22 protein-coding genes are annotated in these 19,536 nt (G+C 71.4%); 8 read left to right on the top strand and 14 right to left on the bottom strand.

Going from position 1 to position 19,536, the window contains the following annotated elements; genetic code table 11:
- Positions 1–2 precede the first annotated feature (2 nt).
- From fabG to AQJ91_RS26965, 3 genes are all read right to left on the bottom strand, one after another.
- Entirely contained in the window at positions 3–764 is a 762-nt protein-coding gene (fabG, locus tag AQJ91_RS26975) for a 3-oxoacyl-ACP reductase FabG (RefSeq protein ID WP_067026652.1), read from the bottom strand.
- Positions 765–891: 127 nt separating this feature from the next.
- Positions 892–1,308 carry a DUF3037 domain-containing protein gene (locus tag AQJ91_RS26970; RefSeq protein ID WP_067026650.1) on the bottom strand — a complete coding sequence of 139 codons (417 nt, stop codon included), beginning with the start codon at positions 1,306–1,308 and terminating at the stop codon, positions 892–894.
- Complete coding sequence (locus AQJ91_RS26965; RefSeq protein WP_067026647.1) at positions 1,305–2,069, bottom strand: HipA family kinase; 765 nt, start codon at positions 2,067–2,069, stop codon at positions 1,305–1,307. Before AQJ91_RS26965 ends, AQJ91_RS26970 begins: the two co-directional genes overlap by 4 nt.
- A gap of 238 nt (positions 2,070–2,307) precedes the next feature.
- On the opposite strand from AQJ91_RS26965, the gene AQJ91_RS26960 reads away from it, so the two are divergent.
- Positions 2,308–2,781, top strand: coding sequence for a Rieske (2Fe-2S) protein (locus AQJ91_RS26960; protein ID WP_067026646.1), 474 nt, complete (start codon positions 2,308–2,310; stop codon positions 2,779–2,781).
- Here AQJ91_RS26960 and AQJ91_RS26955 read toward each other — a convergent pair.
- Positions 2,768–3,418, bottom strand: coding sequence for a cysteine hydrolase family protein (locus AQJ91_RS26955; RefSeq protein WP_067026644.1), 651 nt, complete (start codon positions 3,416–3,418; stop codon positions 2,768–2,770). The genes AQJ91_RS26960 and AQJ91_RS26955 overlap by 14 nt on opposite strands.
- Positions 3,419–3,554: 136 nt before the next feature.
- Between AQJ91_RS26955 and AQJ91_RS26950 the strand changes: the two genes are divergently transcribed.
- Positions 3,555–4,022: a pyridoxamine 5'-phosphate oxidase family protein gene (locus tag AQJ91_RS26950; protein WP_067026642.1), complete on the top strand. Its 468-nt coding sequence runs from the start codon at positions 3,555–3,557 to the stop codon at positions 4,020–4,022.
- 6 nt (positions 4,023–4,028) lie between these two features.
- Here AQJ91_RS26950 and AQJ91_RS26945 read toward each other — a convergent pair whose 3' ends face one another.
- Positions 4,029–4,931, bottom strand: coding sequence for a LysR family transcriptional regulator (locus AQJ91_RS26945; protein ID WP_067026640.1), 903 nt, complete (start codon positions 4,929–4,931; stop codon positions 4,029–4,031).
- A 75-nt stretch (positions 4,932–5,006) separates the two neighbouring features.
- On the opposite strand from AQJ91_RS26945, the gene AQJ91_RS26940 reads away from it, so the two are divergent.
- Positions 5,007–5,981: a DMT family transporter gene (locus tag AQJ91_RS26940; RefSeq protein WP_107122544.1), complete on the top strand. Its 975-nt coding sequence runs from the start codon at positions 5,007–5,009 to the stop codon at positions 5,979–5,981.
- 369 nt (positions 5,982–6,350) lie between these two features.
- Here the strand turns inward: AQJ91_RS26940 and AQJ91_RS26935 are convergent, their stop codons facing one another.
- Positions 6,351–7,682, bottom strand: coding sequence for an aminotransferase class I/II-fold pyridoxal phosphate-dependent enzyme (locus tag AQJ91_RS26935; RefSeq protein WP_067026637.1), 1,332 nt, complete (start codon positions 7,680–7,682; stop codon positions 6,351–6,353).
- Between the two features lie 35 nt (positions 7,683–7,717).
- Here AQJ91_RS26935 and AQJ91_RS26930 point away from each other — a divergent pair, with 35 nt between their 5' ends.
- Positions 7,718–8,404, top strand: a complete 687-nt coding sequence (locus AQJ91_RS26930; RefSeq protein ID WP_067026635.1) for a pyridoxamine 5'-phosphate oxidase family protein — start codon at positions 7,718–7,720, stop codon at positions 8,402–8,404.
- Positions 8,405–8,457: 53 nt separating this feature from the next.
- Here the strand turns inward: AQJ91_RS26930 and AQJ91_RS26925 are convergent, their stop codons facing one another.
- The 3 genes from AQJ91_RS26925 to AQJ91_RS26915 form a co-directional block, all read right to left on the bottom strand.
- Positions 8,458–9,393 carry a DMT family transporter gene (locus AQJ91_RS26925; RefSeq protein ID WP_067026632.1) on the bottom strand — a complete coding sequence of 312 codons (936 nt, stop codon included), beginning with the start codon at positions 9,391–9,393 and terminating at the stop codon, positions 8,458–8,460.
- A gap of 186 nt (positions 9,394–9,579) precedes the next feature.
- Positions 9,580–10,572, bottom strand: a complete 993-nt coding sequence (locus AQJ91_RS26920) for an EamA family transporter (protein WP_199848042.1) — start codon at positions 10,570–10,572, stop codon at positions 9,580–9,582.
- 85 nt (positions 10,573–10,657) lie between these two features.
- The gene (locus tag AQJ91_RS26915) at positions 10,658–11,218 is read right to left on the bottom strand and encodes a Clp protease N-terminal domain-containing protein (protein ID WP_067026628.1); all 561 of its coding nucleotides are present in this window, start codon (positions 11,216–11,218) and stop codon (positions 10,658–10,660) included.
- A gap of 316 nt (positions 11,219–11,534) precedes the next feature.
- On the opposite strand from AQJ91_RS26915, the gene AQJ91_RS26910 reads away from it, so the two are divergent.
- On the top strand, positions 11,535–11,963 hold the full coding sequence (locus AQJ91_RS26910; protein ID WP_067026626.1) for a type II toxin-antitoxin system Rv0910 family toxin: 429 nt from the start codon (positions 11,535–11,537) through the stop codon (positions 11,961–11,963).
- A gap of 76 nt (positions 11,964–12,039) precedes the next feature.
- Here AQJ91_RS26910 and AQJ91_RS50035 read toward each other — a convergent pair whose 3' ends face one another.
- The gene (locus AQJ91_RS50035) at positions 12,040–12,648 is read right to left on the bottom strand and encodes a PadR family transcriptional regulator (protein WP_079085203.1); all 609 of its coding nucleotides are present in this window, start codon (positions 12,646–12,648) and stop codon (positions 12,040–12,042) included.
- A 102-nt stretch (positions 12,649–12,750) separates the two neighbouring features.
- Positions 12,751–13,140 (bottom strand): LacI family DNA-binding transcriptional regulator, encoded by a 390-nt coding sequence (locus AQJ91_RS26900; RefSeq protein WP_234382955.1) that lies wholly within the window; start codon positions 13,138–13,140, stop codon positions 12,751–12,753.
- Positions 13,141–13,358: 218 nt separating this feature from the next.
- Here AQJ91_RS26900 and AQJ91_RS56010 point away from each other — a divergent pair, with 218 nt between their 5' ends.
- Positions 13,359–13,742: a hypothetical protein gene (locus AQJ91_RS56010; RefSeq protein ID WP_234382952.1), complete on the top strand. Its 384-nt coding sequence runs from the start codon at positions 13,359–13,361 to the stop codon at positions 13,740–13,742.
- Between the two features lie 18 nt (positions 13,743–13,760).
- Here the strand turns inward: AQJ91_RS56010 and AQJ91_RS26890 are convergent, their stop codons facing one another.
- Positions 13,761–14,936, bottom strand: coding sequence for a pyridoxal phosphate-dependent aminotransferase (locus AQJ91_RS26890; protein WP_199848032.1), 1,176 nt, complete (start codon positions 14,934–14,936; stop codon positions 13,761–13,763).
- A gap of 177 nt (positions 14,937–15,113) precedes the next feature.
- On the opposite strand from AQJ91_RS26890, the gene AQJ91_RS26885 reads away from it, so the two are divergent.
- Positions 15,114–15,566: an Lrp/AsnC family transcriptional regulator gene (locus AQJ91_RS26885; protein WP_067026622.1), complete on the top strand. Its 453-nt coding sequence runs from the start codon at positions 15,114–15,116 to the stop codon at positions 15,564–15,566.
- Between the two features lie 159 nt (positions 15,567–15,725).
- On the top strand, positions 15,726–16,535 hold the full coding sequence (locus AQJ91_RS26880) for a PhzF family phenazine biosynthesis protein (RefSeq protein ID WP_067026620.1): 810 nt from the start codon (positions 15,726–15,728) through the stop codon (positions 16,533–16,535).
- A 50-nt stretch (positions 16,536–16,585) separates the two neighbouring features.
- On the opposite strand, the gene AQJ91_RS26875 is transcribed toward AQJ91_RS26880, so the two are convergent.
- The gene (locus AQJ91_RS26875; protein WP_067026618.1) at positions 16,586–17,386 is read right to left on the bottom strand and encodes a CPBP family intramembrane glutamic endopeptidase; all 801 of its coding nucleotides are present in this window, start codon (positions 17,384–17,386) and stop codon (positions 16,586–16,588) included.
- A gap of 123 nt (positions 17,387–17,509) precedes the next feature.
- Positions 17,510–19,027, bottom strand: coding sequence for a glutamate-cysteine ligase family protein (locus AQJ91_RS26870; protein WP_067026616.1), 1,518 nt, complete (start codon positions 19,025–19,027; stop codon positions 17,510–17,512).
- Positions 19,028–19,536: the final 509 nt, after the last annotated feature.

Here is a 19,536-nt window from a genome sequence, read left to right as displayed (position 1 = left end):
CCCTAGTCGAGCGGTCCGCCGGCGACGTACAGCACCTGGCCGGAGACGAATCCGGCCGCCTCGCCGGTGAAGAAGGCGATGGCGTTGGCGATGTCGTCCGGCTCCCCGACGCGCTGCACGGGGATCTGGGTGGCGGCCGCGGCCTTGAAGTCCTCGAAGCCCATGCCGACACGGTCCGCGGTGGCCTTGGTCATCTCGGTGGCGATGAAGCCGGGCGCGACGGAGTTGGCGGTGACGCCGAACTTGCCGAGCTCCTTGGCGAGGGTCTTGGTGAAGCCCTGCAGACCGGCCTTGGCGGCCGAGTAGTTGACCTGGCCGCGGTTGCCGAGCGCCGAGGACGAGGAGAGGTTCACGATCCGGCCGAAGCCCGCGTCGACCATGTGCTTCTGGCAGGCCTTCGACATCAGGAAGGCGCCGCGCAGATGGACGTTCATGACCGTGTCCCAGTCGGAGACGCTCATCTTGAACAGCAGGTTGTCGCGCAGTACGCCCGCGTTGTTGACGAGGATCGTCGGCGCGCCGAGCTCCGCCGCGATGCGCGCGACGGCCGCTTCGACCTGCGCCTCGTCGGAGACGTCGCAGCCGACCGCGAGCGCCTTGCCGCCGGCCGCGGTGATCTTCTCCACGGTGTCCTTGCAGGCGGCCTCGTCCAGGTCGATCACGGCGACCGCGCGGCCCTCGGCGGCCAGTCGTACGGCGGTGGCGGCGCCGATGCCACGCGCCCCGCCGGTGACCACGGCGACCCGCTGCTCAGTGGTGGACATTGCTGGTTCTCCTCGCCCTCGAGAAAATACGGCCCGTCTGGTGAGCGACCGCTTAGTACCTTCGGCAGACGTGACGCTAGAAGCCCTGGCACGCGGTGTCAACGCCATACGAGGCGGGTGTGATCCATTACCGCACCAGCAGGCCGAGCAACCGTTCCGTCTCCGCCGCCGGATCGGTGGTGAGCCCGGTGTGCACGGGTCCGGGCTGGACGACCGTCGACCGGGGCGCGATCAGCCAGCGGAAGCGCCGTCCGGCGTCGTCGCCGGCCGCCTGACCGGCCGCGTCCCCGCCGGTGCAGACGCCCTCGACGGCGCGCAGTGCGGCCCGTACGCCGGTCACGTCCGCGTCGGGGTCGAGGGCCAGCAGGCGGGCCTCGTCGAGGTGGGTGCGGGCACCGACGTAGGCCTTGGCCCGGCAGTACACGAGCACCCCGGCGTTGATGCATTCGCCGCGCTCGATCCGGGGGACGACCCGCAGCAGGGCGTACTCGTAGATGTCCCGGCCGCCGCCCTGGCCGGCCCTGATGATGTGGCGCTCGCTCACTTCGCCCCCTCGACGCCGGTGATGCGCTCATGGATGACGGCCGCCCGTGCGATCAGGGGCCGTGCGTACGCCCGCCTCAGCTCGTCCGGCGTGTCGAATCCGGCCTCGTCCGCGAGCCAGGTGTCCGGGATCTCCGCGGTGACCTCGGCCAGCAGTTCCTCGGTGACCAGGGGCGCCAACTCGGCGGCGGCCGCGGCGACATCGGGCCCGAAGGGCCGCAGGACGTGGTCGGCGATGTCGTACGGGCGGGCCGCGGAGGCCGGCGCGCCGGGCCAGTTGTGGTGCCAGATCATGGTGGCGCCGTGGTCGATGAGCCACAGGTCGCCCTGCCACATCAGCAGGTTGGGGTTGCGCCAGGACCGGTCGACGTTGTTGACGAGCCCGTCGAACCAGACGATCCGGCCGGCCTCCTCGGCGCTCACCTCGAAGGCGAGCGGGTCGAAGCCGAGGGCGCCGGAGAGGAAGTCCATGCCGAGGTTGGTGCCGCTGCTGGACCTGAGCAACTCCTGTACCTGCTGGTCGGGTTCGCCGAGGCCCAGCAACGGGTCGAGCTCGACCGTGACCAGCCGGGGCATCCGGAGGCCCAGCCTGCGGGCGAGTTCCCCGCAGACGACCTCGGCGACCAGCGTCTTGCGGCCCTGCCCCGCGCCGGTGAACTTGATGACGTACGTCCCGAAGTCGTCGGCCTCGACGAGTCCCGGCAGCGAGCCGCCCTCACGCAGGGGCGTGATGAAGCGGGTCGCGATGACTTCCTTGAGCATCGCCCCAGGTTACTGACGTCCGGGCGTGGGCCGGGGACGGGCCCGTGCGCCGGTGCGGCGGCGCCGACAGCGAACCGACAGCCCTCGACAGCGAACCGACAGCCCTCGACAGGGAACCGACAGCTCCGCTTTACCCGCGGGTCGGCGAGACCAGGTCAGGATTTCGACAACGTCTGAACAGCCGGTCCGGCCGGACCGTACCTGTCGGCAGATCACAACCCCTGGAAGGGACGTCAGCATGACCAGCGAATCAGTTCAGCCGGTGTCGGGACCGAGTCGCCGAACCGTTGTGGCGGCGGTCGGCACGGCGGGGCTCGCCGTGGCGCTGACCGCGTGCGGGTCGGACGACGAGGCGTCCGGCTCGTCCACCGAACAGGGCGCCGCCGGCGGCGGCGCGTCCACCGAAGCGAGCGCGGGCGCGGGCGGGACGGCGCTCGCGAAGACGGCCGACATACCGGAGGGTGGCGGCAAGGTCTTCAGTGCCGAGAAGGTGGTGGTCTCCCAGCCGACGGCGGGCGACTACAAGGCCTTCTCGACGATCTGCACCCACCAGAAGTGCCCGATGACGGACCTCAAGGAGGACGTCATCACCTGTGCCTGCCACAACAGCCAGTTCTCCGTCCTCGACGGCAGCGTGAAGAAGGGACCCGCCACGCAGCCGCTCGAGGCCAAGCAGATCACCGTGGCGGGCGACTCGATCACGCTCGCGTAACTCTGCGCGGACGCTTGAAGCAGCCGAGCACCTCGTCCGTGGTCGCGACCGTAGCGACCAATGCGAGGGTGTGGCTGATCATCGCGGGGGTGTAGTCGGAAGGCACCCCCGCGATGGCGTCCGCCGGCACGACGGCGACGTATCCCCGGTTCACGGCGTCGAAGACGGCGTTGGGGATCGCCACGTTGGCCGAGACGCCGGTGACCACCAGCGTGCGGCAGCCCAGGTTGCGCAGCAGGGCGTCGACGTCGGTGCCCTGGATCGGCGACAGCCCGTGCAGCCGGCGTACGACGAAGTCCCCCTCGGTGACCTCGATCGGGGCCGCGACGCGGACCGCCGCGGTCCCGGACAGCTGCTGGACGGGGAGTCGTTCGGCGGCGCGGAAGAGGCGGGCATTGCGGTTGGCGCCGCGGCCGTCGGGGCGGCGTTCGGCGATGGCGTGGATGACCTGGATGCCGCTCTCGTGCGCGGCGGCCACCAGCCGGGCGACGTTGGCGAGGGCCCCCGACGACCGTGCCTCCCGGGCGAGTTCGGGCAGCGCACCGTCCGGTCCGACGACGCCCTGCTGGCACTCGACGGTGAGCAGGACCGTGGTCGCGGGATCGAGGAGTTCGCTGAGTTGTGCGTACGACGGCATGGTTCCCCCCTGTCACGGGCGGTGCGGTCGGGCGAGAGTAGCCACCATTGCGCGGGGACGGAAGACGGCCCATCCTTTTCTGACGTGATGTCAGAGGATCTCTCCTCTGGCACGACGTGAGAGAAGAGGGGGACGCATGACCGTCACTCAGCGCCGGGGCCGGAAGATCATGATGACGCCGGGCGAGCTGGACGAGTTCCTCACCAGCCAGCGCACCTGCCGGGTCGCCACGGTCTCCGCGGACGGCTCTCCGCACGTCAGCGCGCTGTGGTTCGCCTGGGACGGCAACTCGCTGTGGCTGTACTCGGTCGTCCGCAGCAAGCGCTGGAGCGATCTGCGCCGCGACCCGCGGGTGGCGGTCGTGATCGACTCGGGCGAGGAGTACGAGCAGCTGCGCGGCGTCGAGCTGTCCGGCACCGTGGAGTTCGTGGGCGAGAGCCCGCGCACCGGCGAGCTGCGCGCCGAACTCGACGTGCCGGAGACCCTGTTCGCGCGCAAGAACTTCGGCCTGGAGGAGATGCCGCACGACGGGCGGCACGCGTGGATGCGGCTGACGCCGGAGAAGATCGTGTCCTGGGACTTCCGGAAGCTGGGGGCGGTGTAGCGGCGGTCAGGAGACCTTCGCGCCGGCGTCGCGCAGCGCCCGCACCGCCGCCCGGATCGACGGGCGGCGGTCGGCGTCCGCGCGCCAGACGACGTACACATGGCGCCGCACCCGCTGCTTCAGCGGCACGGTGACCACTCCGGCGGGCATCGGATGCCGCCCGAGCAGCGGCGCGATGCACACCCCGAGCCCCGCCGCGACCAGCGCGAGCTGGGTGTGGGTCTCGGGGGCGCGGTGGCCGAGGAGCGGCTCGACACCCTTGGAACGCAGCGTGAACATCAGCCACTCGTGGCAGAACTCGCCCTCGCCCCAGGTGATCCACTCGTCCTCGGCGAACTCGGTGAGGTCCACCTCGTCCCGGTCGGCGAGCCGGTGCCCGGCCGGCAGCGCCACCTCTGCGGGGTCGTCCAGGATGTGCGCCTTGACCAGGCCCTCGGGCAGCGCCATCGGCTTGTTGTACCAGTCGAGCACCACGGCCAGGTCGAGGTCGCCACGGATCACTCCGGCGATGCCGCTCTCCGGTTCCAGCTCGCAGGAGCGCAGGCGCAGCGCGGGATGTTCCGCGCGCAGGGCGGAGAGCGCGGCCGGGAACAGCCCGCGCGCGGCGGTCGGAAACGCGGCCAGCCGCAGCTCGCCCACCACCTGTCCGCGCTGCGCCTCCAGGTCGGACTGGGCGAGTTCGACCTGCGACAGGATGCGCGCCGCGTGCTCGGCGAGCAGCCGGCCGGCGTCCGTGAGCCGCACGCCGCGGCCGTTCTTGGCGAGGAGCTGCTGGCCGACCTCCCGCTCCAGCTTGGACATCTGCTGCGAGACGGCCGACGTCGTGATGTGCAGCCCCTCGGCGGCTCCACTGACCGAGCCGTGCCGGGCCAGGGCGTCGAGGGTGCGCAGGCGCTCCAGGTTCAACATGTAAGTAATACTACGAGATACCGTGCGCGAGATCTCGCTTGTGCTACGAGGTTGTGGTGACGCATCGTGATGCCCATGGCTACCGTCAACTGGCGTCTGCGTTTCGCCGCCCTCTCCCTCATCTGGGGATTCAGCTTCCTGCTCATCAAGGTGGGCACCGAGGGCTTCGCCCCCTTCCAAGTCACCCTCGGCCGCCTGGTGTTCGGTACGGCGGTACTCGCGGCGGCGATGGCGGCGAAGCGGGAGCGGCTGCCGCGCGGGGCGCGGACGTGGGGGCACTTGACGGTCGCCGCGTTTCTCCTCAACGCGCTGCCCTTCTCACTGTTCGCCTACTCGGAGCTGACGATCCCGTCCACGCTCGCGGGCATCTGCAACGCGACGTCGCCGCTGTGGGGCATGGCCCTGTCCCTGGTCGCGCTCTCCGAAGACCGTCCGACCCGACTCCGCGTCGCCGGCCTCGGTCTCGGCTTCCTCGGCGTCCTGACGGTGCTCGGCGCCTGGCAGGGCTTCCACGGCCTGGACGCCACGGGCACGGCGATGGCCCTGCTGGCCTCACTCGGCTACCCGATCGGCTGGATCTACGTCCGCCGCACCCTGGCCGGCTCCGGCCACTCGCACCTGTCCCTGACCGGCGCCCAGTTGCTGCTGGCGACGCTCCAACTGGCGCTAGTGACCCCACTGTTCACCTCGGTGCCGACCGAATTCCCCCTCCTTCCCCTGCTCTCGATCGTGGCGTTGGGCGCGCTCGGCACGGGCCTGGCGGTCCTCCTCCAGTACGGCCTGGTCGCCGAGGTCGGCCCGACGACGGCCCAGATGGTCACGTACTTCATCCCGGTCATCGCCACGGCCGCGGGCGTCGCCCTGCTGGGCGAGTCACTGACCTGGTCGACACCGGTGGGCGCGGTGATCGTGCTGGCGGGGGCGGCACTGACGCAGGCGCGGCCGAGGGGGCGGGTAGGGGAGAGCGCCGGGGCTGTGCTTCGGACGCCCCCGCGTTCCGAGGCCGGGCCGGGCGCGCAGGCGGAGCCGCGGGCCGAGGTCAGGTCGTAACACGGCACCGGTCCGCCCTCCCGCGGACCGGTGGTCGCGCGCGCCGGCCGCGCTGCACGACGCGCTCACGCCCGGCGGCCTCACCGTGCGGGCGCGCCGGTGGGAGAGTGCGGCGATCTCGTCCCGCTCGGGACGTCCGAGCAGACGCCAGGGTCGCCCATCGCGCCGAGGACGAGCGGAGCCGCCAGACACACCTCGGAGCGCGGCGATCTCATCCCACTCTGGACGCCCGACAGACACCACAGACGCCCACGCACCGAAGCCAAGCCGCCGGACACACCTCGGAGTACGCGCCGACCTCGTCCCGCTCAGGACGCCCTACAGACACCACAATCGCCCCGCGCACCGAAGCCAAGCGGAGCCGAGCCGCTACACATACCTCCGCGCCGGCGCCGGCCCGATCGCCGCCGCGACGGCGTCCGCCAAGGGTGCCGTCTCGGGCTCGGTCAGGGTCGAGACCGTGATCCGGATGCCGGGCGGGGCGTTCATGCGGAAGCGGGCGCCGGGGGCGACGGCCCAGCCTGCGTGCAGGAGGCGGGCGACGGCGCCGGTCTCGTCGGGGACGGGGATCCATACGTTGAGGCCGCTGCGGCCGTGGGCCTCGACCCCGCGCTCCGCCAGGGCGCCGATCAGCAGGTCACGGCGTCTGCCGTACGCCGCCGCCACCGACGTGGGATCCACCGCGCCGTCGGCCCAGAGCCGTGCGACGGCCCGCTGGGTGATGCGGCTGACCCAGCCGGGCCCGAGCCGCTGACGTCCGCGCACCCGGTCGACGGTGACGGGGTCGCCGGTGAGCACGGCGAGCCGCAGGTCCGGGCCGTACGCCTTGGCGACCGAGCGGACGAAGGCCCAGCTGCGGGTGACGCCGGCCAGCGGACAGACAGGTAGGTCGACGATGCCGTGGCCGTGGTCGTCGTCGATCAGCAGGGTCTCCGGGTGCTCCCGGAGCACGGAACGCAGGGCACGCGCGCGCGTGGCGCTCACCACGGCGCCGGTGGGGTTCTGCGCCCGGTCCGTGACGATCAGGGCGCGGGCGCCGGCGGCGAGAGCGCGGCGTACGTCGCCGGGGAGCGGTCCCTCGTCGTCGACTCCGACGGGGACGGTGCGCAGGCCGAGCGCCGGGACCAGGTCGAGGAGGCTGCCCCAGCCGGGGTCCTCGACAGCGACGGTGTCGCCGGGCTTGAGGTGGGCCACGAGGACTCGCTCGATGGCGTCGAGTGATCCGGACGTGACGGCGAGGGGCCCGTCCGGTACCCCGCCGGCGTCCAGCTCGGCCCGGGCGATGCGCACCAGTTCGGGCTCCATCGCGGCCTCTCCGTACAGGACCGGCTCGCGGTCGCCCTGTTCCGCTGCCGCCGCGAACGCCTTCGCCAGCGGCGGCAGCAGCGCCGGATCGGGGTTGCCGTTCTCCACGTCCCGCACGCCCTCGGGCACCTCCACACGGACGTACTCGCGCCCGGTGGTGGCCGGCTTGGACCGCACCCTGCTGCCCCGGCGCCCCGCGGTCTCGATGACCCCGCGCTCACGCAGGATGCGGTACGCGGCGGCGACGGTGTTGGGGTTCACGCCCAGCTCGACTGCCAACTCCCGCATCGACGGCAGCAGTTGTCCCGGTTCCAGCTCTCCGGACCCCACACCGCGCTCGACGCTCGCCGCAATCTCGGCTGCGCCCCGCCCTTCGATCCGATATTCTCCTAGCACAAATCAGATTGTGCACTAGTGCAATGGAGAGCGCAATGCAGAGGACCCCGCAGCAGCCGACGTCGCAGCCCGCCCACTACACGCCGACCGACCGCACCGTCCCCACCCGCTCCGCGGACCGGGCGTCGTACGACAGGGAACTGGTGCACGCGATACTCGACGAGGGCCATGTCTGCCACCTCGGCTTCGTCCGGGACGGCGCGCCGGTCGTGCTGCCGACGCTGTACGGCCGGGTCGGCGAGCGGCTGTACGTGCACGGCTCGACCGGTTCGCGTCCGCTGCGGATGACGGGCCAGGCCGATCCGGGGCTGCCGGTGTGTCTGACGGTCACGCATGTCGACGCGCTGATCCTGGCCCGCTCGGCCTTCCACCACTCGATGAACTACCGGTCCGTGGTGGTGCACGGCATCGCCCATGACGTGACCGACGTTGAGGAGAAGCGAGCCGCCCTGGACGCGCTGGTCGACCATGTCGTACCGGGCCGGGCGGCGGACTCGCGGCCCGCGAACAAGAAGGAGCTGGCCGCCACCGCGGTGATCCGCCTCGACCTGGACGAGGTCTCCGCCAAGCTCCGTACCGGCGGCGTGAACGACGAGCCCGAGGACCTCGCCCTCCCCCACTGGGCCGGCGTCGTCCCGCTCCGCAAGGGCTACGAGGTCCCGGTCGCCGACGCCGGCCTGGTCCCCGGCGTCACGGTCCCCGACTACCTGGCGACCCTGTAGGAAGGCAGTGCGGGAAGGGGCCCCTCGCCCGGACGGGAAGGGGCCCCTCGGTGTCACGCCGGGACCGCGGCCCCGCGTGCCTCCGCCGCCGCGAGCCCGGCGACCGAACCCAGCATCAGCAGCGTGCCGACCACCGTCGCCGCCGTCAGCCGCTCGCCGAGCAGGACGACGGCCAGCGCCGCCGCGCTCACCGGCTCCAGAAGCATGATCACGGACACGGTGGCGGCCCGTACGACCGCCGCACCCGCGAAGTAGAGGGCGTAGGCGAGGGCCGTGGGGACGGCCGCGATGTATGCCAACAGCCCCAGTAGCAGGGCGGGTTCGGCGGTGTACGGGACCAGCCCCTCGGCCAGGGCGAGCGGCAGCAGGCACAGGCTCGTGACCGCGAACGCCTCCACGCTCGTACGAGCGGCGTCACCGCCGCCGTAACGGCCCCACCGGCGGGTAAGCAGCGTCATCAGGCTGTACCCGGCGGCGGACACCAGCGCGAGCAGCACGCCCCACGGCCGTACGGTCGTGTCCCCGCCGCCGAGCACGAGCACCCCCAGCCCGGCGAGCGCCCCGGCGACGGCGGCCAGGCCACCGCGCCCGAGCCGCTCCCCCAGGGTCAGACGGGCGCCGAGCGCGATGAGCACGGGACCGGCGCCGAGGGTGACGACCGTGGCGACGGCGAGTCCGGTGGACTCCACGGCCGCGAAGTAGGCCGTCTGGAACACGGCGAGCGCGACGCCCGTGACCCCGGCCCGCCAGACCCTGCGGCCGCGCGGCTCCGGCCGTACGGCGGTCCGGGCGCGGGGACGCAGGAGATGGACGGCGAGCAGCAGCACGAACCCGGCCGCGCAGCGCCAGAAGGAGAGGGCGATCGGCCCCATGTCACCGGCCCGGTAGACCAGGGCGGCGGCCGCACCCGCGGTGCCCCAGGCGGCACCGGCGACGGTCAGATAGAGGAGGCCTCGCCCGATGGGCAGGCCGGAAGCAGCTTTCGACACGAATTGTCTCCGCAGATGCGCAGAAGTGCGCGGAAGTTCGGGAGGAGCCCAGGGTCAGCCGGGTCCGTGGACTTCTTCTGCGGGCAGCACCGTTCCGCCCGGCGGCCTGCCGGGCGTGGTTCCGGGGGCCCGCCTCAGGCGGCCGGAGGCGGAAGAACGAGTGCGCGTGAATGCATGATCATGAGCCTATGCGGCGCTCTCCCGGGTGGACAACTCCCTTTCCGGACCGCCGCTCGCCACCGGCTCGCCGGTGTTCTTCGCGGGCGTCGAGGACTGTGCGATGAACGCGCCGACCAGGACGACCGCGCCGCCGACGATCTGCGGGGCCGAGAGGTGCTCGCCGAGCAGGAACCAGGCGAGGACGGTCGCGATGACCGCTTCGAGGCAGGCCACGACACCCGCGACCTGCGGGGACAGCCGGCGCACCGCGACCACACCGGTGACGTACGCGATGACCGTGGCGATCAGCACGATCCAGGCCAGCAGCAGCCAGGCCGCGACCGGCGTGCCGTTCATGTCGGCGGCGTTCGCGAGGACCGACCAGTCCATGGACCAGGGGCGGGCCACGACCGTCAGTACGGCGGCGCCGACGAGGAGGCCGTACGCGATGACGCCGAGCGGGTCGGGGGCCTCGTCGCCGGAGTCGGTGCCCTGGTCGGACAGGACGAAGTAGCCGACCTGGCAGCAGGCGGCGCCGAGCGCGAGGAGCAGCCCGAGGGCGTCGAAGCTCAGACCGGACCACACCTCGACGACACAGGCGAGGCCGCCGACCGCGAGGACCACGCCGAGGGCGGCGGCGCGCGTCACCGGCCGTCGCTGCACGAACCGCACCCAGCCGAGCACGAGGGCGGGCGCGAAGTACTCGACGAGCAGCGCGACCCCGACGGGGATCCGGGAAATGGAGGCGAAGTAGAAGGCCTGCACACCGGCCACGCCGAGCAGTCCGAACCCGGCGAGCAGGGCCGGGCGGCGGCGCAGCAGCGCACGGTGGCGCACGGCGAGCGGCAGCATCACCAGGGCGGCGCCCGCCACCCGCAGCCACACCACATGGAGCGGGTCGAGTCCCGCCTCGATCAGCGGCTTGGCCGCGACACCGGACCCACCGAAGGCGAGCGCGGACCCGAGGGCGAGACCGAGCCCGAAGCCCTTTCCGCGGCCGACCTGACTGCTCTCTGACATACGCACCGGCACATGATGACAGGCGATGACATGAGCGTCACCCCCAATGACACCTGTCTCACCGGATGGACTGCGCCGGGGCGCGTCAGCGGCGGGTTTCGCCGCCCCCGACGTACTCCTCGAGTGCGCTCGCGATCCGGGCCCGTACCGCGACCGCGTCGATCCCGGCGCGGTCGAGCACCTCGACGGCGCGGGACTGCGGGTCCCCGAGGATCGCGTCGAGCAGGTCGACGCCGCGGGCCGGTCCGTCGCCGCGGCGGGCGGCGCGCGCGCCGGCGTACTCCATCGCGCCCGCGGCGAGCGGGGAGAAGCCGTCGTCCGCCGTCATCACCGGCACCGCGCCGGAGTCCTCGACGCTGCCCTGCCAGCGCAGGCCGTAGCCGATGCTGCGCTGCACGAGGTAGCCGAGCAGCCGGGCGATCTGCGGGCCGTCGCCGAAGACGGCGTACACGTCGGGGTCGCGTTCCAGGAGGGAGTGCAGGAGATGCGCCGAGTCGATCTGCCGGTCCCCGTCCCGCAGGGCCCGGCGGCGGGCGCCGGAGACCACCGCTGCCAGCTCGTCACTGAGCCCGGCATCGTCGTCCGCGGGTTCCGGGCGGCGACCGCCCTGGTCATGGGTGGCCTGCCGGGGGATACGGGGTTGCACATCCCCTACCCCATCAGTCCCGTCGGATCCGGTCATCCCCGGGAGGAAGCATTTTCGCGTCCGACGGAGAGTGGACATGTCGGGCCGGAATCTCCTCCTTGCGGATGAGATCACGCGCTTTTCCCGGAAGGGCGCGCGTCGCCTTGCCGTGCGCCACGAACGCAACCGCCGCTTCGACGCGGCGTGATACGGCTGGCCGGCTGAGGCCCGCGCCCTGAGCGGTCTCCACATTTTCTGACGGTTCATCAGTATTGAATGTTCCGGGCCCTGCGGCTACGTTCCGCGACACCGTAGCCCGACACGAAGGGGTGGTCGCATGGCCGAAGTCAGCGCGGAGGCACGCATCGGGGCGCCGGCCGAGAAGGTGTGGGCCCGGCTCACGGACTGGCCCTCCCACGGCGAGTGGAACGCGACCCACACCAGCTTCCCCGACGGCGGTCCCGCGGCCCTCGAAGTGGGTGGGACGTTCCAGGAGAACATGAAGCTGATGGGCTTTCCGGCCGAGGTCGAGTGGACCATCGAGGAGTTGGAGCCGGCGCGGGTGCTGGCCATTCGCGGCAAGGGCCCGATGGCGGTGAGCGTCGCCACGCGCTACACACTGACCCCCGACGGCGACGCCACGACGATGCGCATCGACGGCGAGTTCACGGGCGCGGCGGTGTCGCTGATGGCGGGCAAGCTCAAGGACTCGGCGACGGCGGCGTTGAACGAGTCGCTGCGGAAGCTGGCGGGGCTGGTGACCTGAGCCACCGGGAACCGGATACACGAAGGCGCCCCACGGATCGCTCCACGGGGCGCCTCTTCGCACGGCGGGCAGGCCGTCAGTCCTCGTCGGCGAGGATCAGATACAGCTTCTTGCGGGCTTCGTTGATGACGGCCAGCGCCTTCTCGCGCTGCTCCTTGCTGCCGGTCTTCCAGACCTGGCTGAAGGCCTCCATCAGACCGAAGCCGGCCTGCCGGATCTCACCGAGGGCCTCCCAGTCGACGCCCCGCGAGGCCTCCTCCCAGGGCGCCTCGGAACCCTCCTCGGCGGCGGTACGGCCCGCTTCGGTGAGCGAGAACAGCTTCTTGCCGCCCTCGGTCTCACTGGTGATCAGGCCCTCGTCCTCCAGCAGCTGAAGGGTGGGGTACACCGAGCCGGGGCTGGGCTTCCACGCCCCGCCGCTGCGCTCGGCGATCTCCTGGATCATCTCGTACCCGTGCATGGGCCGGTCCTTGAGCAGCGCGAGGATCGACGCGCGTACGTCACCGCGCCGCGCCCTCCCCCTCGGTCCGCCCCGGCCCCTTGGCCCCCAGGGGCCCGGCCCGAAGCCAGGCCCACCGAAGCCACCGGAACCGCCCGGCCCGAAGGGCCCGAAGGCGCCACGCCGACCGTCGAAACCGCCCCTGCCCTCACGGCCGTGTCCACGTTCGAATCCATGGGAACGCATCGCAATCACTCCATTCAGTCGTTGATCTGTCGCGATGCCTCAACGATATATCGGAACAGTTGGCATGACAACCTCAGGGAGGAAGGCGACTGAGATTTCAGGTCAGGAGGGTTCGGCCGTGGTGCCGCGGACGACCAGGTGCGGAGCGAGCACGACCTCGCGGGGTTCGGTGCGGTCCTGGTCGAGGCGTTCGACGGCGGCGGTCACCGCGTGTCGGGCCTGCTCCCGGGCCCCCTGGCTGACCGTGGTCAGGTTGAAGCAGCTCAGGCGGGAGAGGGTGTCGTCGTCGTAGCCGACCACGGAGACCCGGCCCGGGACGGCGACACCGGCGCGACCCAGCGCGGTCAGAACGCCGATGGCGCACTGGTCGTTGAACGCGACGACGGCGGTGGGCAGTTCGGCACCCTCGAGGAACTGGCGGGCCGCCCGCTCGCCGACCGCCTCGGTGTGGTCGCCGTGCAGGATGTGCTCGTCGAGGCCATGGCGGCGCACGTACCCGTCCCGGGTCGTGAACCCGTGGGACGGCGTCTACATGGACGTCCTGGACTACCAGTGGGGTGTCGCCGTCGAGTTCCGGAAGGAGATCGACGCGCTGGCTCGGGAGAACGACGTCCGGGTGGCCATCGAGATGCACCCGCACAACGTGGTGCTCCCCCGTCACGCTCAAGCGGCTCGTCGACGAGACCGGTGCGACCGACGTCGGCGCGGAGATGGACCCCTCCCGCCTGATGTGGCAGGGCATGGACATCATCGCTGCCATCAAGTGGCTGGGCCCTCTGGTGTTCCACGCCGCCGCGAAGGACGCGACGCTCTGCCCCGGCGCCGACATCCGCGGCGTACTGGACACGTCGTTCACCCGCGTGCCCACCGGCTACGGCTTCTGGTGCAACGCCTGGCCGGAGAACCCGGCGTGGAAGTTCGTCGCAGTCGGGCTCGGCAACGACGTCCCCTTCTGGACCGGGTTCCTGCGCGCCCTCGCCGAGAGCGACCCGGCCATGGCCGTGAACATCGAGCACGAGGACGCCGCCTACTCCCAGACCGAAGGCCTCGCTCTGGCCGCCAAGAACCTGCACAGCGCGGCCTCGGCGCTCTGACCCACCGCGCTACCGCGGTCACCTGAGAGCGGCGACGAACTTTCCGAGCCGTGCGATGCCCTCGCGAAGGTCGTCGGCCGACGCCGCGTAGGAGAGCCGTACGTGGGTCTCCGCGGTGTACCTGCCGAAGTCCCGCCCCGGCGTGAGCGCGACGTGCGCCTCCCGCAGGGCGCGTTCGCAGAACTCCCAGGAGGTGAGTCCCGTACCGGCGACGTCGAAGTAGACGTAGAACGCGCCGTCGGGCGGCACGGGAACCGGCAGTCCGATCCGTGCCAGGTCGTCGAGGACGAGGGCGCGCCGCTCGCCGAACTCGGTGCGGCGGGCCTCGCAGACCGCGAGGGACTCGGGGGTGAAGCAGGAGAGAGCGGCGTGCTGGGCGGGGGCGGAGGCACAGAGGAAGTAGTTCTGCGCCAGTCGCTCCATCGCCGGCACCAGGATCTCCGGCACGACACACCAGCCGAGCCGCCAGCCGGTCATGCCGAAGTACTTGGAGAAGCTGTTGATGACGACGGCGTCGGGGTCGGTCGACAGTGCGCTGCGCGGGGGCCGGACCTGGTCGTCGTGGTCTCTGAGGTTGAGGTAGATCTCGTCGACGATGCGCCAGGCGTCGCGCTCGCGGGCGAGGCCGCAGATCGCCGCCAGTTCGTCGGCCGGAATCGAGGTGCCGGTCGGGTTCGACGGGGTGGCGATCATGACGCCGCGGGTCCGGTCCGACCAGTGCGAGCGCACGGATGCCGCGTCCAGCTGGAAACGGGTCGCGGCGGTGGTCGGGACGAGGGTGACGTCGGCGCCGAAGCTCTCCACGATCTGCCGGTTGCAGGGGTACGACGGGTCCCCGATGAGCACCTCGTCGCCGGGATCGACGAGGGCGGCGGTGGCCAGCACCAGGGCGGCCGAGGCTCCGGCGGTCACGACGACGCGGGCCGGATCGACGTCGACGCCGTGCTGGTCGTCGTAGAACCGCGCGATCGCCTGCCTCAGCTCCGGCAGCCCGAGCGCCGCCGTGTACGGCATGGGCCGTCCGTCCATGGCCTCGCGCATGGCGTTCAGGACGGCCGGGGGCGCGCCGGAGTCCGGCTCGCCGAGGCTGAGCTTGACGACGTGGTGGCCCTGGGCCTCCAGCGCCGCGGCATGCTTGCCGAACTCCATCGCGTAGAACGGGGCGACGGCCTCGGCTCGCTGCGAGATCCTCACTGTTCGATTCGTCCCTTCGCACAGATCAGCGTCTGCTGGACGCCGAACACTTCCAGTGGGCACACGGTAAGCGTTCGCCCGGCTCTCCCGTCCCGGCGGAGGGAAGATGAGGCGGTCCCGGCCGGATGGTGTCCCGAGCTTTCCCGTAACCCGCATACCTCGGGGATAATCTCCCCCATGGATGACCTGGACCGGAAGATTCTCACCGAGCTGCAGCAGGACGGCCGACTGACCGTGACCGAGCTGGCCGCCCGCGTGAAGCTGAGCGTCTCGCCGTGCCACCGGCGCCTGCGGGACCTCGAGAGAACGGGCGCGATCCGCGGCTACCGCGCCGTCGTGGACCCGTCCTCCGTCGGCCTGAACTTCGAGGCCCTGGTCTTCGTCACCCTACGCTGGGAGGACCGCGACACGGTCGCCGCCTTCGAACAGGGCGTGGCCGCGGTCCCGCACGTGATCCAGGCCCAGCGCCTGTTCGGCGACCCCGACTACCTGCTGCGCGTAGCCACCGCCGACCTCGCGGCCTTCCAGCAGCTCTACGACGAGCGACTGGCCACCTTGGCGGGCGTCCAGCGTCTGACGTCCACGCTGGTCATGAAGCACGTCGTGGACGACCGTCCGCTGCCGCAGTAGCCGTCGGACAGGGTCGGGAGGCCCCGACTCGCTGACGCTCCTCGTCGACCGGCGGCGTTCCATCACGCTGCCCCCCTCCCGCCGCCGGCGCCAAAGTCGGTCCACCACCCGCGAATTGGCCTTGGCCCACCCCTCCCAGCACCCCCTAGCGTCAGCGTCATGCGCATCCGAATCGTCGACGCCTTCACCGACCGCCCCTTCTCCGGTAACCCGGCCGGTGTGCTCCTCCTCGACGCCTTCCCCGCGGACGACTGGCTCCAGAGCGTGGCCATGGAGGTCAACCATGCCGAGACGGCGTTCGCCCACCGGCTGCCGGAGGGCGGCGCGGCCGACTGGGCGCTGCGGTGGTTCACGCCCGTCACCGAGGTGGCGATGTGCGGGCACGCCACGCTCGCCACGGCCCACGTCCTGCACACCACCGCCGCGCACGAGGGGCCGGTGCGGTTCGCCACCCGCAGTGGTGTCCTCGTCGCCACGCCCCGCGAGGACGGTTCGATCACCCTGGACTTCCCCACCGCCCCACTCACCACCGTCGAGCTCCCGGACGGGGTCGCCGACGCGCTGGGCGCCGAGCCGCGCGCCGCCTTCGACACCGGCCCGAACATCGGCGACCTGCTGCTCGAGGTCGCCGACGAGAAGACGGTCCACGCCCTCAGGCCCGACCTCAGGGCCCTGGCCGGCCACGCCGAGCGCGGGATCATCGCCACCGCCCGGGCGGAAGATCCCTCCCGGGGCTACGACTTCGTCTCCCGCTGTTTCTTCCCGAACGTCGGCATCGACGAGGACCCGGTCACCGGCAGCGCCCACACCGCACTGGCCCCCTATTGGTCCGAGCGCCTCGGCCGCACCGAACTCACCGGCCTCCAGGCCTCCCCCCGCTCCGGCCGCGTCCGCACCGAACTCCGCGCCGACCGCACCCTGCTGACCGGCCGCGCGGTCACCGTCATCGACGGCGAGCTGCACGCCTGAGCACACGAAGAGGGGCGTACGACATCCTCGTACGCCCCTCCGTCACAGCCTCACGCCGTCGGCAGCCAGCCCACCTTCCCGGCCAGCAGCGCGTAGCCCACGAACGCCCCGATGTCGAGCAGTGAGTGCGCCACGACCAGGGGCCCAACCCGCCCCCACCGGCGGTACAGGCACACGAACACCACGCCCATCGCCATGTTGCCGAGGAAGCCGCCGATGCCCTGGTACAGGTGGTACGAGCCGCGTAGTACGGAACTGGCCACCAGCGCGGTCCCCGGCGTCCAGCCCAGCTGGCCCAGCCGGCGCAACAGAAAGCCGACGACGATGACCTCTTCGACGATGGCGTTCTGCAGCGCGGACATGATCAGCACCGGGTACTTCCACCACACCTCGGGCAGCGCCTCGGCCACCACGGTGAGGTTGAAGCCGAGCCCGCGTGCGGCCAGGTAGAAGGCGATTCCGGTGCTGCCGATCACCGCCGCGATCGCGGCGCCCCGGCCGAGGTCCGGCCAGGGCCGGGTGCGGTCGAAGCCCAGGGTGCGCAGGCTCTTCCCCTCGCGCAGCAGGAAGTGCGCGACGAGTGCGACGGGCACCAGCGCCGTCGCGATGCCGAAGAGCTGCCAGGCGAGGTCCAGCCAGGGACGGCCGGGCGCGGCCGAGGCGTTGAGGGTGGCTGCCTGGTCCTTGAGGCCTCCGGGTTTGGTGACCGAGCCGACAAAGCTGATCAGGGCGGACACTCCGCTCGCACCGAGCGAGAGGCCCAGGACGAGCAGCGTCTCGTGACGGAGGATCCGCCGTGAGGGCCGTTCCTGCGGAAAAGAATCGGCCACGGGGCCCTGCTCCGCCTGCACACCTGCCTCCAACTGAGTGATCCCGGCTCATACCGCACGGGGCCCGACTCCCACTGTCATGGGACGTCACAGCTTGCCCGATCAGTATGAGGCGGGCGGCAGGGGCCCCCGCCCACGCGCCCGTCACCCCAGCGGCACCGGCTCCGGCAGCCCCACCGGCCAGGTGTGCACCGGCTCCCCGTGATGCATCAGCTCGCGGTACCGCCGGGTCGTCGCGGCCAGCGCCGCCTCCCGGGTGAGGCCGGTCTCCAGGGCCCGGTGGAAGGTCGCCGCCTGCCAGGTCGCACCGTTGGCGCGGCGCCGGCACCGTTCCTCGATCACGCCCAGGTACAGGTCGCGGTCGGCGGGTTCGACGCCCCACGCGTCCAGGCCGACCTCGGCGAGCGGCAGCAGTTCGTCGCGTACGAGGGTGACCGCGTCGATCTGTGCCGTGCCGCCGTAGCGGCCGCGCCGGGGCCATTCGAGGCGGGCGTCGATGCCGTGCCGGCAAGCCTCGTCGAAGTTGGCGGCGGCCGCCTCGAAGGGCAGCCGGCTCCACACCGGCCGCGACTCCTCGGCGAGGGCGCGGACGACGCCGTAGTAGAAGGCCGCGTTGGCGATGACGTCCGTGACGGTGGGCCCGGCGGGCAGGACACGGTTCTCGACACGCAGGTGCGGGACGCCGTCGGCGATGCCGTAGACCGGGCGGTTCCAGCGGTACACCGTGCCGTTGTGCAGGACGAGCTCGGCGAGGGTCGGGACGCCGCCCTCGTCGAGGACCTGGAGCGGGTCCTCGTCGTCGCAGATCGGCAGGAGGGCCGGGTAGTAGCGCAGATTCTCCTCGAAGAGGTCGTACGCCGAGGAGATCCACCGCTCCCCGAACCAGGTGCGGGGCCGCACACCCTGGGCCTGCAGCTCGGGCGGGCGGGTGTCGGTGGACTGCTGGAACAGTGGCGGCCGGGACTCCCGCCACAGCTCGCGCCCGAACAGGAAGGGCGAGTTGGCGCCGACGGCGACCTGGGCCGCGGCGATCGCCTGGGCGGCGTTCCACACGTCGGCGAACCGGCCCGGGGTGACCTGGAGGTGCAGCTGCACGGACGTGCAGGCGGCCTCCGGGGCTATGGACTTCGACGTGCAGGTCAGGCGCTCCACGCCGGCTATGTCGAGCACGAAGTCCTCGCCGCGGGCGGCCACGATCTGGTCGTTGAGCAGCATGTAGCGGTCGACGGCGGAAAGGTTCGAGGAGACCAGGTCGTCCCGGTCGAGCGTCGGCAGGATGCCGATCATCACGATTCCCGCGTCGAGCTCACCCGCTTTTCGGTCCGCATATGCCAGTGAGGTACGGAGTTCTTCGGCCAGCCTGTCGAATACCCGGCCACCCAATCGGTGTGGGGCTATGTTGACTTCCAGGTTGAACATGGCGAGTTCTGTTTGGAAATCTCGGCTCGCGATCCGCTCAAGCACCTCCGCATTCAACATTCTCGGCATGCCGTCGGCCCCGGTGAGATTCAATTCGATCTCCAGGCCCATCAGGTTCTTGGGGCGATCGAACCGCTGCTGGGCCAGCAGCCGCTCCAGCCCCGTCAGGCACTGCCGGAGCTTGTCGCGGTACTGCTGCCGATCGGACAGATCGAACCGACCTGCCACGACCTTCTCCCCCATCGAAGCGTCCCTCCTCGGATGGGCAGCCCCCAGGGTCCGCCCGCCGGTGTCCCGGTCAGGTGGGATGATGCCCAGCGGAAGCGATCGATAACGTCCCACACGGGCCCGGCGCCCGCTACTCTGGCGAGGTGACCGGCGGCACATTCACCGGGCATGCGGCACTGCGCAGTTTCCGGCACCTCACGAACTCGTGAAAAACGCCGATGAGAATTGGCCTACCGCGCCCCGGGCATTTTCCGAGGTCATCGCCGTGCACCCCTCCTGGAATCGGGATGATTCCCGCGTATCACCGACTGGGTGAGCTCTTGCCGAGTGCGCCGGAAACGGCTAGACGAAACACCGTCTGAACACATGTCGTATAAACTCCGCGAACAGGCAGAGGGCGGCGCCCGCGGTCGAAGGAACCTGCCGTCATGGTGACGTACGGCAGGCCTCACCCACGTTCCTGATTCCCAGACCCCGGCCCCCGCCTCTCTGACCCCGTGAGCTGACAGCGCCGTCCGCAAACG

Source organism: Streptomyces dysideae (assembly GCF_001514305.1).
In the GTDB taxonomy this organism is placed as follows: domain Bacteria; phylum Actinomycetota; class Actinomycetes; order Streptomycetales; family Streptomycetaceae; genus Streptomyces; species Streptomyces dysideae.
This window is presented reverse-complemented; position numbering and strand designations above follow the sequence as displayed.